Origin of the sequence: uncultured Polaribacter sp., from assembly GCF_947495205.1 — a bacterium.
In the GTDB taxonomy this organism is placed as follows: domain Bacteria; phylum Bacteroidota; class Bacteroidia; order Flavobacteriales; family Flavobacteriaceae; genus Polaribacter.
Genome location: NZ_CANLXV010000002.1, coordinates 1 through 12,848 on the forward strand (window position 1 = coordinate 1; position 12,848 = coordinate 12,848).

The 12,848-nt window shown below is 31.2% G+C and carries 13 protein-coding genes, 3 tRNA genes and 1 pseudogene; 5 read left to right on the forward strand and 12 right to left on the reverse strand.

The genetic code is table 11. From position 1 onward, the window contains the following. Nucleotides 1-210 (forward strand): annotated as a pseudogene (locus Q0762_RS02145) (transposase); the annotation flags it as partial. A 296-nt stretch (nt 211-506) separates the two neighbouring features. Here the strand turns inward: Q0762_RS02145 and odhB are convergent. After that, on the reverse strand, nt 507-1,724 hold the full coding sequence (gene odhB / locus Q0762_RS02150) for a 2-oxoglutarate dehydrogenase complex dihydrolipoyllysine-residue succinyltransferase (protein WP_298763172.1): 1,218 nt from the start codon (nt 1,722-1,724) through the stop codon (nt 507-509). 161 nt (nt 1,725-1,885) lie between these two features. After that, a complete protein-coding gene (locus tag Q0762_RS02155; RefSeq protein WP_298763174.1) occupies nt 1,886-4,621 on the reverse strand; it encodes a 2-oxoglutarate dehydrogenase E1 component in 2,736 nt (911 codons plus the stop codon). A gap of 186 nt (nt 4,622-4,807) precedes the next feature. On the opposite strand from Q0762_RS02155, the gene Q0762_RS02160 reads away from it, so the two are divergent. The 3 genes from Q0762_RS02160 to Q0762_RS02170 all read left to right on the forward strand — a co-directional run bounded on the left by Q0762_RS02160 (nt 4,808) and on the right by Q0762_RS02170 (nt 5,083). Next, a tRNA-Asn gene (locus Q0762_RS02160) sits at nt 4,808-4,881 on the forward strand. A 22-nt stretch (nt 4,882-4,903) separates the two neighbouring features. Then, nucleotides 4,904-4,975, forward strand: a tRNA-Gly gene (locus tag Q0762_RS02165). Between the two features lie 22 nt (nt 4,976-4,997). Then, nucleotides 4,998-5,083: transfer RNA gene (locus Q0762_RS02170), tRNA-Leu, on the forward strand. 235 nt (nt 5,084-5,318) lie between these two features. Here the strand turns inward: Q0762_RS02170 and Q0762_RS02175 are convergent. From Q0762_RS02175 to pdxA, 9 genes are all read right to left on the reverse strand, one after another. Beyond that, nucleotides 5,319-6,029 (reverse strand): LytTR family DNA-binding domain-containing protein, encoded by a 711-nt coding sequence (locus tag Q0762_RS02175; RefSeq protein WP_298763176.1) that lies wholly within the window; start codon nt 6,027-6,029, stop codon nt 5,319-5,321. A 12-nt stretch (nt 6,030-6,041) separates the two neighbouring features. Further along, nucleotides 6,042-6,359 (reverse strand): Hpt domain-containing protein, encoded by a 318-nt coding sequence (locus Q0762_RS02180; protein WP_298763177.1) that lies wholly within the window; start codon nt 6,357-6,359, stop codon nt 6,042-6,044. 3 nt (nt 6,360-6,362) lie between these two features. Then, nucleotides 6,363-6,812 carry an Lrp/AsnC ligand binding domain-containing protein gene (locus tag Q0762_RS02185; protein WP_298763178.1) on the reverse strand — a complete coding sequence of 150 codons (450 nt, stop codon included), beginning with the start codon at nt 6,810-6,812 and terminating at the stop codon, nt 6,363-6,365. Between the two features lie 85 nt (nt 6,813-6,897). Further along, entirely contained in the window at nt 6,898-8,238 is a 1,341-nt protein-coding gene (accC, locus tag Q0762_RS02190; protein ID WP_298763179.1) for an acetyl-CoA carboxylase biotin carboxylase subunit, read from the reverse strand. 81 nt (nt 8,239-8,319) lie between these two features. Continuing rightward, complete coding sequence (gene accB / locus Q0762_RS02195; RefSeq protein ID WP_298763180.1) at nt 8,320-8,802, reverse strand: acetyl-CoA carboxylase biotin carboxyl carrier protein; 483 nt, start codon at nt 8,800-8,802, stop codon at nt 8,320-8,322. Nucleotides 8,803-8,828: 26 nt separating this feature from the next. Beyond that, entirely contained in the window at nt 8,829-9,824 is a 996-nt protein-coding gene (locus tag Q0762_RS02200) for a beta-ketoacyl-ACP synthase III (RefSeq protein ID WP_298763181.1), read from the reverse strand. A 154-nt stretch (nt 9,825-9,978) separates the two neighbouring features. Beyond that, nucleotides 9,979-10,173 (reverse strand): 50S ribosomal protein L32, encoded by a 195-nt coding sequence (gene rpmF / locus Q0762_RS02205; protein WP_036826951.1) that lies wholly within the window; start codon nt 10,171-10,173, stop codon nt 9,979-9,981. Between the two features lies 1 nt (nt 10,174). After that, entirely contained in the window at nt 10,175-10,717 is a 543-nt protein-coding gene (locus Q0762_RS02210) for a DUF177 domain-containing protein (RefSeq protein ID WP_298763184.1), read from the reverse strand. A gap of 84 nt (nt 10,718-10,801) precedes the next feature. Then, a complete protein-coding gene (gene pdxA, locus Q0762_RS02215) occupies nt 10,802-11,839 on the reverse strand; it encodes a 4-hydroxythreonine-4-phosphate dehydrogenase PdxA (protein ID WP_298763186.1) in 1,038 nt (345 codons plus the stop codon). A gap of 58 nt (nt 11,840-11,897) precedes the next feature. Here pdxA and Q0762_RS02220 point away from each other — a divergent pair, with 58 nt between their 5' ends. Beyond that, complete coding sequence (locus Q0762_RS02220; RefSeq protein ID WP_298763188.1) at nt 11,898-12,485, forward strand: riboflavin synthase; 588 nt, start codon at nt 11,898-11,900, stop codon at nt 12,483-12,485. Nucleotides 12,486-12,501: 16 nt separating this feature from the next. Here the strand turns inward: Q0762_RS02220 and Q0762_RS02225 are convergent, their stop codons facing one another. Beyond that, nucleotides 12,502-12,699, reverse strand: a complete 198-nt coding sequence (locus tag Q0762_RS02225) for a PID-CTERM protein-sorting domain-containing protein (protein ID WP_298763189.1) — start codon at nt 12,697-12,699, stop codon at nt 12,502-12,504. Nucleotides 12,700-12,848: the final 149 nt, after the last annotated feature.

Here is a 12,848-nt window from a genome sequence, read left to right on the forward strand (position 1 = left end):
CAATTGCAATTAGCTAGAATAATCACTAAAGAGAGAGCAACTCGCTTAGAGGGTAGTTTTGGAAAAGAAAAAGAACATTATCATTTAAAGAAGATAAAAGCCAAGACAAAGAAAACTGAAATTCTCTGGATATTCTTTGGAATACATACTGCAAACTGTCTTGAAATTGGCAGAAGAATGCAAAAACAATCTTTAGAAAAAGTAGCCTAAACATTAATCTTAAAAAGATAAAAGTATAGGATAAATACGCCCTGATTTTACTGAGAACCTAAAATAAATAGCGAAAAAACTAAAAACCATCTAAAATTTATAAATTTTAAATGGTTTTTTTTAGAATTGTTATTTATAAGTCTGCTACTTCTGAAAGTGCTTCTCTATGCTTAAATTTTTAAAAATATTTATCATAATAGATCCTTAAATAAGGAAATTAAAGTTAATAAAAAAAATCTACAAAAAAATCCCAAGCAAAAGCTTAGGATTTAAACATTTTTTAGAGACGTTACTATCTACATTTCTAATGCCCCCGTTGGGTTGTTATTCATTAATAATTCTACAGGATTTTCTAAAGCTTCTTTAACAGCAACTAAAAAACCAACAGATTCTCTACCATCTACAATTCTATGATCGTAAGACAAAGCAACATACATAATGGGTTGAATAACCACATTTCCAGCTACTGCCATTGGTCTGTTTACAATATTATGCATTCCTAAAATACCACTCTGTGGTGGATTGATAATTGGAGTAGACAACATAGAACCAAACACACCACCATTGGTAATCGTAAAAGTTCCACCAGTCATTTCATCTATAGTAATTTGCCCATCTCTTGCACGAATAGCCAAACGTTTAACTTCGCTCTCTACACCTCTAAAAGATAAATTTTCTGCATTTCTAATTACAGGAACCATTAAGCCTTTAGGGCCTGAAACTGCAATAGAAATATCTTGAAAATCATGCTTTATTTGAAAATCTCCATCTATCATAGAATTTACATCAGGATACATTTTTAAAGCTCTAACAACAGCCAATGTAAAGAAAGACATAAACCCTAAACCAACACCATGTTTTGCTTTAAAGTCTTCTTTGTATTGAGAACGTAAATCGAAAATTGGTTGCATATTAACCTCGTTAAAGGTTGTTAACATTGCTGTTTCGCTTTTTACAGCTACCAAACGTTCTGCAACTTTTCTACGTAACATAGACATTTTTTTACGCTCTGTACCACGTGTTCCGTTTGCAGGTTGTGTTCCCATAGAAGGTACCGCTTTTACAGCATCTTCTTTAGTTATTCTACCATCTTTACCAGTTCCCTTTACAGCGTTTGTATCAATCCCTTTTTCCGCCAAAACTTTTTTAGCAGCAGGAGAAGCAGTTCCTGTAGCATAAGTATCTTTTTTAGGCTCTTCGCTTTTCGCTTTTGGCTCTTCACCTACTGCTACCTGCGACTGCTCACTGCTTTCTGCACTTCCTTCTGGTTTTGCAGCACTAGTGTCTATTAAACAAACTACTTCACCAACAGCAACAGCATCACCTTCTTCGGCTTTTAATGTAATAATTCCACTTTCTTCTGCTGGCAATTCTAAAGTAGCTTTATCAGAATCTACTTCAGCAATTGGTTGATCTTTTTCAACATAATCTCCATCTTCAACTAACCAAGTTGCAATTTCTACTTCTGTAATTGATTCTCCCGGAGAAGGAACTTTCATTTCTAAAACACTCATGGTTTCTTAATTTACTTTTGCTAAACTTATTTTAGCATTTAATTATTTTATTACTTATTTTTTGGGCGTTTTAACAGGCTTTCCACTAAATCTTTTTTCTGATTCCTGAATTAAAATTCAGGAATCAGAAAAAAGGATACCGTTTCAATCCTTAACGCAACTTACTCAGATTCATTAAAAACACTATCTATTACTGCTTTATGACGCTTTTTAAATCTAGTACTAGAACCAGCTGCAGGCACTGCATAATATTTACGAGAACATACATTTAATTTTACCAAATCAAAACGTTCTAACATAAAACTCCAAGCACCCATATTTCTAGGCTCTTCTTGAGCCCAAACATAATCGGTCACATTAGAATATTTATCTATAATTTGCTGTAACTTATCTAAATGTAAAGGGAATAACTGTTCTATTCTTACTAAAGCAACATCTTCTCTTTCTAACTTATCTCTTTCTTCTAAAAGGTCATAATAGAATTTACCCATACAAAACACTAATTTCTTTACATTTTTAGGGTTTAATGTATCGTCTATTACTTCTTGAAACTCTCCTGTAGCCAAATCTTCCATAGAAGAAATTACTTTAGGATGACGCAATAAACTTTTAGGTGTAAATACAATTAAAGGTTTTCTATAATCTCGTTTCATTTGTCTTCGTAACAAATGATAAAAGTTTGCTGGTGTTGTACAGTTTGCAACAGTCATATTATCTTCTGCACACAATTGTAAATAACGCTCTATTCTTGCAGATGAATGCTCAGAACCTTGCCCTTCATAACCATGAGGCAATAAAACAACTATTCCGTTTTGTAATTTCCATTTGTCTTCTGCAGCAGAAATATATTGGTCAAACATAATTTGCGCACCATTAGAAAAATCTCCAAATTGTGCTTCCCAAATTGTTAATGTATTTGGGTTTGCCATTGCATAACCGTAATCAAAACCTAAAACCCCGTATTCAGATAATAAAGAATTGTAAATATACATTTGTCCTTTATTATCAGGGTTTGTGTTTAACAGATTAATTCTTTCTTCTGTAATTTCATCTCTTAAAATAGCATGTCTATGAGAAAAAGTTCCTCTTTCTACATCTTGTCCAGAAATACGCACATTAAAACCTTCCTCCATTAAAGAGCCATAGGCTAAATTTTCTGCCATTCCCCAATCTAATTGATTGGTTTCAAAAGCCATTTTGTCTCTAGTTTTTAAAATACGTTCTGCTTTTCTTAAAAACTTTGCACCTTCTGGAACGGTAGAAACAACTTTTGCTATATTTTTTAATCCATCTAATTTATAAGAAGTATCAACTTTTTCTAACATTGTAGAAAGGTCTTCTCTATCAAAACCTTCCCAAGTAGATTGCATAAATTCTTTTACTTTTGATGTTTCTACTTTTTTAGATTCATCAAACTCTCTTTCTAACATTCCTTTAAACTCGCTAGTAATTTCAGATACGTAACTTTCCTCTATACTTCCTTCATTTAACAATTGTGCAGCATATAACTCTTTTACATTTTTATGTTTAGAAATGGTTTTGTACAGTTTTGGTTGTGTAAAACGAGGCTCATCACCTTCATTATGTCCATATTTTCTATACCCTAATAAATCTATAAAAACATCTGTTTTAAAACGCATTCTAAATTCTAGCGCCATTTGCATAGCGTGGCAAACAGCCTCTGTATCGTCTGCATTTACATGTAAAACAGGAGATAATGTTACTTTACCCACATCTGTACAATATGTACTAGAACGAGCGTCTAAATAATTGGTAGTAAAACCAACTTGGTTATTTACTACAATGTGTATGGTTCCTCCAGTTTTATAGCCATTTAATTTTGCCATTTGCACTACTTCGTAAGCTATACCTTGGCCTGCAATTGCTGCATCTCCATGAATAACTATTGGTAAAATTTTACCAGAATCGCCATTATATTTTCTATCTATTTTAGCTCTTGTAATTCCTTCTGCAACTGCTGCAACAGTTTCTAAGTGAGACGGATTAGGAACTAAATTCATTTTTATCTCATTACCATCTCTATAGGTTTTACTTAAAGTTAAACCTAAATGGTATTTTACGTCACCATCAATATCATCGTCTTCAAAGTCTTTTCCTTCAAATTCGCTAAATAAATCTCTAACTGGTTTTTTAAAAATATTTACCAATGTGTTTAAACGCCCTCTGTGGGCCATTCCTAAAACACATTCTTTTACGCCGTATATCTCAGCAGCATCTCTTAAAGCAACACTTATACCTGGAATTAAAGCTTCTCCTCCTTCTAAAGAAAATCTTTTTTGACCAACATATTTAGTTTGCAAAAAGCTTTCAAAGGTAACTGCCTGATTTAATTTAGATAAAATATATTTTTTTGCGTCAGTAGAATATTTAGGGTGATTGTAATTTTCATTTAAACGATTTTGCCACCATTTTAATTTTTCTGGGTTGCGCATATACATATACTCCACACCAATAGAATCACAATAAATAGTTTTTAAATGACTAATTATTTCTGATAATTTAACTCTACCAATTCCTAATACCTCACCAGCAGAAAATTCTTTATCTAAATCTTTTTCATTTAAGCCAAAGTTTTCTATTGCTAAAGTTGGTTGGTACTGCCTTCTTTCTCTAACAGGGTTCGTTTCTGTAAATAAATGGCCGCGCGTTCTGTAGCCATTAATTAAGTCTACAACTAAAAATTCTTTTTTTACTTCTTGCGGAATTTCGACTGACTCGTCTTGGTCTGTTAAAGAATAATTTTCATTAGCTAAATCATATCCCTGGAAAAAACTTCTCCAACTTGGCTCTATGGCATCAGGGTTAACTAAATATTTATCATATAAATCGGCTATAAAGCCGGTGTGTGCTGCGTTTAAAAACGAAAATTTATCCATATTATTATCTCTGCTTTATTATAAGCTTATAGGAACGAACAAAAATACAATATTTGTAATAAAAGTAAGAATTTATTTCTGCAATAAATAAAAAATAAAAAAAATAACATTTTTTCATTTTTTATTTGGTCATATGTAAAAAAGTTTTATATTTGCACTCGCAAAACGGAAATAACCGTTGCAAACTCCTCTTTAGCTCAGTTGGTTAGAGCATCTGACTGTTAATCAGAGGGTCCTTGGTTCGAGCCCAAGAAGAGGAGCAAGTTCATAATAACATTGACTGCGAAAGTAGCTCAGGGGTAGAGCATCACCTTGCCAAGGTGGGGGTCGCGGGTTCAAATCCCGTCTTTCGCTCTATTATGAAACACATACCAATGCTGAAGTGGTGGAATTGGTAGACACGCTGGACTTAAAATCCAGTGAGCAGTAATGCTCGTATGGGTTCAAGTCCCATCTTCAGTACTAAAACCGTAACATTTATTTGTTACGGTTTTTTTTATTTAACCACATAAAAAAAGCCAAAACAAAGTTTTGGCTTTATGTTGTTATAATCTATAAATTCCCCAACTTAAGATTATTTAACTATTATGATGTATTTACCCCTAAATACAATGTAAATATATTTCTATTACTTCTAAAAAAAGAGAATTTTCGATGTACTGCAATAATTAATCGATAAACAGAACTAATTATAAGATTAGAGTAAATTAAGCCTTCTTATTAACTCTGGCTTATTAGATCTACTAATAGGAATTACATGTTTTTGAATTAACACCGTATTATCTTCTATATCTATAATTTCTGTTGTATTGATTATAAAAGATCTATGTATTCTTAAAAATAATTTTGAAGGTAATTTTTCTTCTATTTTTTTTAATGTTGAATGCACAATATAATTTTTTTTCTCAGTTTTAATATTTATGTAATCTCCTTTAGCTTCCACCAAAAGAATTTTAGGAATATCTATTTTTACCAAACGTTTTTCTACATTTACATATATATAATTTGCATTCTCTTTTATATTTGTATCTTTTATATTTGTACTTGACTTCTTATCATTTACCGGTTTCAATAGTTTTTCTAAAGATTTTTTAAACCTATCAATTGTTATTGGTTTTAATAAATAATCTACTATACAATCGTACTCAAATGCTTTTAACGCAAACTCTTTATCTGATGTTGTTAGTATTATTTTAGGTGGATTTTTTAGTGATCTGATAAAATCAAAACCAGAAAATGTTGGCATGTGTATGTCTAAAAAAATTAAATCTACTTCAAAAGAGTTTAAATATTTAATTGCCTCTATGGCAGAAGAAAATTCTTCTTGTACATTTAATTTGTTATTCTTGCACATCTGCTGAACTATTAATCTTGCAGCGGCATCATCATCTATAATAATGCAATTCATGTTAGTAGGTTATTATTTGGCATTTAAATATAGTGCAATTCTATTTAAAATTAACAAAAAATCTTTATATTTTGTTGTATTGTTTTTTTTAATCTCCATTTCAAAAATAGAAGCAAGTTCATAACTTTTTGGCATACCTAACATAGCTATTTTATGTTTTACTTTATGCGTATAAAAAGACACTTCATTAAAATTATTTTCCTTAAAACTTTGCACTATACTCTCTAGTTCTAAAGGAAATTCTACTTTTAATATAGCAATCATATTGTTTTTAAAGTCTTCATCTCCTCCAGAAATTTCTTCAATATAAGATAAATTAGGTTTTTCCAATGGCTAAATTTTAATTTGACGTTTTATTTGTTGTTCTAATGAAATAAACGTTTCTGTTCTTAATACTCCTTTAATAGGTAATACCTCTTCATTTAAAATACGCATTAAACTTTTATTACTTTTACATAAAACTTTGATAAAAATATTAAAATTTCCTGTAATGTAATGGGTTTCTATGATTTGAGGAATCTCTTTTAACCTTTTTATTGTTTCAGAAATAGGGCTAGTAGATTCTGTAAAAACACCAATAAATGCGGTTGTAGTATATCCTAAAGAATTAGAATTAACTACCATATGATAGCCTTCTATTAAATTAGTTTTTTCTAATTTTTTTAATCTTTGATGTATAGCTGCTCCAGAAATACCAACCTCTCTTGCAATACTTAAAACAGGGGTTCTTGCGTCTTCTATAAGTTTATTTATTATTATTTTATCAATTCCATCAATTTTCATAAGCCATTCTTTTTGTATAAAGATAAAAAAAATAGAGAATACAAATTGTATTCTCCATTTTTACTTTTAAAATAAAACTTATATTTTAAGACTGCATTGTAAAATCTTCCATAAATTTTGTGGTATAGTTTCCAGCAACATAATCTGGATGATCCATAAGTTGTCTATGAAATGGAATTGTAGTTTTTACACCTTCTATTACAAATTCATCTAATGCTCTTTTCATTTTATTTATGGCCTCTTCTCTTGTTTGCGCAGTTGTTATTAACTTTGCAATCATAGAATCGTAGTTTGGCGGAATCATATAACCGGCATAAACATGTGTATCTATTCTAACACCATGCCCACCTGGTGCATGAAAGTTTGTTATTTTACCTGGTGCTGGCCTAAAATTATTATGCGGATCTTCTGCATTAATTCTACATTCTATTGAATGCATTTTAGGATAATAGTTTTTACCCGAAATTGGCACACCTGCAGCAACTAAAATTTGCTCTCTAATTAAATCATAATTAACTACTTCTTCTGTAATTGGATGTTCTACCTGTATACGGGTATTCATCTCCATGAAGTAAAAGTTTCTATGCTTATCTACAAGAAACTCAACTGTACCTGCTCCTTCATATTTAATAAACTCTGCCGCTTTTACTGCAGCATTCCCCATATCTTCCCTTAATTTATCTGTCATAAAAGGGGACGGCGTTTCTTCTGTAAGTTTTTGATGACGTCTTTGAACAGAGCAATCTCTTTCAGATAAATGGCAAGCCTTACCAAATGAATCTCCTACAATTTGAATTTCTATATGTCTTGGCTCTTCAATAAGCTTTTCCATATACATATCATCATTACCAAAAGCAGCTTTAGACTCTTGTCTTGCAGAGTCCCATGCATCTTTTAAATCTTCTGATTTCCAAACAGCACGCATTCCCTTACCACCTCCTCCTGCAGAGGCTTTTAGCATAACAGGATATCCTGTTTCCTCTGCTAATTTTTCGCATTCTTCAAAATTTTCTATAACACCTTCACTTCCTGGAACACACGGCACACCTGCAGCTATCATTGTAGATTTTGCATTGGCTTTATCTCCCATTTGATCTATCATGTCTCCTGTTGCTCCAATAAATTTAATATTATGTTCTTCACATAATCTAGAAAATTTAGCATTTTCAGATAAGAAACCGTATCCTGGGTGAATTGCATCTGCATTTGTAATTTCTGCAGCCGCTATTATATTTGGCATCTTTAAATAAGATTCTGAACTTGCAGCAGGACCTATGCACACTGCTTCATCCGCAAATCTTACATGTAAGCTTTCTGCATCTGCTATTGAATAAACTGCTACAGTTTTTATACCCATTTCTCTACAGGTTCTAATTACACGTAATGCAATTTCCCCTCTATTGGCTATTAATATTTTTTTAAACATAATTTAAGAGTTTTAAATGATGAATTTTTGAGTTACAACCTAGTAATTAATTAAATACTTGGCTCTAAAAATAAACTCTTATTATGATGGATCTACTAAAAATAATGGTTGATCAAACTCTACTGGTGTAGAATCATCTACTAAAACTTTAACAATTTTTCCTGAAATTTCAGATTCTATTTCATTAAATAGTTTCATTGCTTCGATAACACAAACTGTATCTCCTGTTTTAATTTCTTTACCAACTTCTGTAAAATTTGGTTTATCTGGAGCTGGTTTTCTATAAAACGTACCAATAATTGGAGATTTTATAGTTATATACTTTGATTCTTCTTTAACTGGTGGTGCTACTGTATTAGTTACTTCTACTCCTGGTTGCGCTGCAACAACGGGCGCTTGCATTTGTGGCATACCTTGTAAAGGTGCTGCTTGTACTATGGTAGTTTCAGTTTTTTCTGAACCTGTTTTAATTGTAAGTTTAATATCTTCCATCTCCAACTTAACCTCGCTTGCACCAGATTTAGCCACAAATTTTATAAGATTTTGAATTTCTTTAATATCCATTTTTCTTATTATTTAATTGTTTGTATTTATGAATTGTATGCCCACTTAAGATATGCAGCTCCCCAAGTGAAGCCACCACCAAATGCAGCAAATATTAAATTATCTCCTTTTTTTAATTCTTTTTCATAATCAGCTAAAAGTAAAGGTAGCGTTGCAGAAGTAGTGTTTCCATATTTCTCTATATTCATCATAACTTTTTCTTCGGAAACCCCTACTCTATTTGCTGTAGCCTGTATAATTCTTCTATTTGCTTGATGTGCTACCAACCACTGTATGTCTTGTTCTGTAAGATTATTTCTAGTTAGCATTTTTTCTGCAACATCTGCCATATTTGACACTGCATATTTAAAAACTGTTTTACCTTCTTGATAAACAAAATGTCTTTTTTCTGCAACGGTTTCTTTAGTAGTAGGCATAACAGAACCACCAGCCTCTATTCTTAAAAAGTCCCTACCAACTCCGTCACTTCTTAAAAATTCGTCTTGTAAACCTAAACCTTCTGTATTTGGTTCAAATAATGCAGCACCTGCTCCATCTCCAAAAATTATACACGTTGCTCTATCTGCATAATCTATTATAGAAGACATTTTATCTGCTCCTATCAGCAGTACTTTTTTATATCTACCTGATTCTATATAACTAGTAGCTGTAGACATGCCATATAAAAAACTAGAGCACGCAGCTTCTAAATCGTAACCAAAAGCATTAATAGCGCCAATTTCTGAAGCAACATAGGCTGCAGTACAAGCCACCGGTAAATCTGGTGTTGCTGTTGCCACAATAACTAGGTCTATTTCTTTCGGATCTAAATTTCTTTTTTTTATTAAATCCTCAGAGGCTTTAATAGCCATATAAGAAGTTCCTAAACCTTCGCCTTTTAAAATTCTTCTTTCTTTAATTCCTGTTCTTGAAGTAATCCATTCATCATTAGTATCTACATAAGTTTCTAACTCTTTATTGGTTAAAACGTAGTCTGGAACATACTTTCCTACAGCTGAAATTGCAGCAGTAATTTTACTCATAATTATTGTGTATTATCCTATTATAAGGAGTTTCAAAAGTAATGAAAATTATTTCACTTTTTCCTTTAAAAATCATGAAAAACATTAAAATATGGCGTAAAAACGCAAAAAAACCCTCAAAAATGAGGGTTTTATAACATTTTAAATGTATTTCTTATGCTTCTGCAGCTGCAGATTCTAATACTACTTGACCTCTGTAATATAATTTACCTTCGTGCCAATGTGCTCTGTGATATAAGTGTGCTTCACCCGTAGTTGGGTCTGTAGCAATCTGCTGTGAAGCAGCCTTATAATGTGTTCTCCTTTTATCTCTTCTAGTTTTAGATATTTTTCTTTTAGGATGTGCCATTTTATGTCTTTTTTTCTGTTATTAAACTCTTTAATTTATCCCATCTAGGGTCTGTTGGTTTTTCTTCAACAGGTTTTTCTTTTTTTATTTGTAATTCTTCTAATCTATTTAGCGCTTCAGACTCCATTGTACCATCTAAAACTTTAGGATGCACTCTTTTATTTGGAACCGCTAGCACAATCATTTCATAAATAAACTGCGCCACACTAAATTGATATGCTTCATGAGGAAGTATTAAAATCTCTTCATTGTCATCATTAAATTCTGAACCAAATTTTACTACCAAAGGCATTTTTGTAACAATTTCTTGATCAAAATTTTCATTTGTAACATCACACGGAATGTTTACCGTACCAGAAACTGCAAAATTCAACTCAAATAAGGTGCTTTTTTTTACAAAATCTAATGTTACTTTTAATGAAGTTTTTTCAAACTCATCATAATTATATAATTCAAAGAACGTATTATCTATATCGTACTCAAATAAATGTTTTCCTTCTTTTAATCCTACAAACGGTATGTTGAATTGTTTCAAGTCTTTCATTATCAAACATCAATTGAGCGTGCAAAGATATAAAAAAATGTCTTTCTACACGTTTTTCTTTAAAAAAAAGAAAATATTTTATTTTTATTTTACTTTTAACGGGTTTGCTGTAAGTTCTTGGTAGTCTTTTCTAGTTTTAAAAATCTGTAAAGCACTAAATAAGGCTTCTTTAAAAGAAGATGGATTTGCAGTATTTTTACCTGCAATGTCAAAACCTGTACCATGATCTGGAGATGTTCTTATATGACTTAAACCTGCAGTAAAATTAACACCATTACCAAAAGACAAGGCTTTAAACGGCGCTAAACCTTGATCATGATAGGTTGCTAAAACACCATCAAATTGTTTATAGGTTTCAGAACCAAAAAAACCATCTGCTGCATAAGGCCCAAAAACAAGCTTACCCGTATGCTTTATTTTATCTATTGTTGGTTTTATGATAGCATTATCCTCTTCTCCTATTACGCCATTGTCTCCACAATGTGGATTTAAACCTAAAACTGCTATTTTAGGTTTTGCAATACCAAAATCTTGTTTTAAAGAAGCATACATAATATTTACTTTATCTTCTATAAGCTTTGGCGTTATGGTTTCAGAAACTTTAGAAATAGGAATATGACCAGTAATTAAACCGATTCTTAAATTGTTCGTCATTAAAATCATAAGACTTTCTCCGTCTAAATTTTCTTCTAAATATTCTGTATGACCAGGAAAATTAAACGTTTCAGATTGTATTGTTTCTTTATTAATAGGTGCAGTTAAAACAACATTTACATCATTTTCTCTAAGAGATTTTACGGCAGCAGATAAAGATTTTGCTGCATATTCTCCAGAAATCTTTGTTGCGCTACCTAATTCAATAGCTACATCTTCTTTCCAGATGTTTAAAACATTAATTCTATTGTGATTAATTTGACTTAAAGAAGTAATACCATTTACAGGTATGTCTATTCCCAAAGCTTTTTTATGGTATGAAATCGTCTTTGTATTTCCAAATAAAACAGGCGTACAAAAATCTAACATTCGTTTATCTTCAAATGTTTTTAATATTACCTCTATCCCTATTCCATTTAAATCTCCTATAGATATCCCTACAATTATTTTATCAGTTTTATCTGCCATAACTATTGTATTCTTCTTATTTTTGATATAAGTACAAAAGTAACTAAAATTTAAAGAAATGTTTACGGGAATTATAGAAACACTTGGTGAAATTACAGATATAAAGAAAGAGCAAGAAAACTTGCACCTAACAATTAAGAGTGCCTTTACAACGGAACTAAAAATAGACCAAAGTGTAGCTCATAATGGCGTTTGCTTAACAGTAGTTGCCATAAATGATAACGAATATACAGTTACTGCTATAAAAGAAACTATAGATAAAACTACAGTTGGGAATTTTAAAATTAACGATAAAGTTAATTTAGAACGTGGTATGAAATTAGGAGATCGTTTGGATGGACATATTGTTCAAGGTCATGTGGATGAAACAGGTAATTGTACTAATATTGTAAATCAAGAAGGAAGTACTGTATTTACCTTTACTTATGAATCTGACAAAAATAATGTTACTATAGAAAAAGGATCAATTACCGTAAACGGAGTAAGTTTAACGGTGGTAAACTCAAAAGAAAATGAATTTAGCGTAGCTATAATTCCGTATACTTTAGAGCATACAATATTCAAATACTTATCAAAAAAAGATACTGTAAACTTAGAATTTGATGTTATTGGTAAATATGTGAGTAGATTAACAAAAAAATCTTAAGACACTCTTCTTATTTTTATTGCTTAAGCTTAGCTGCACCGTATATTAATCCAGAAAGAAATAAAAATAAAACTCCGCCATCTAAAGGCAATCCTGGTGGTGGCGGTGGTGGCACTGGAGGTGGCACCATTTGACCTGTCACAGTCGAAATAAATAACAGTAATAGAAAAAATGTTAGGGTATTTTTTTTATTCATCATATTTAAGTTTCCCAAAGTTAATATTTTAAAGTTACACTAAACTCGGGGGAGTAAATAATTAGTTTTTACAAACAGTTTCAATTTTAATCGGACCAAAATTAAATAAATCAATTCTTGAATTTCAAAAATACATTTTTTTTTAAAAAAGAGATATCTTTTCCTTA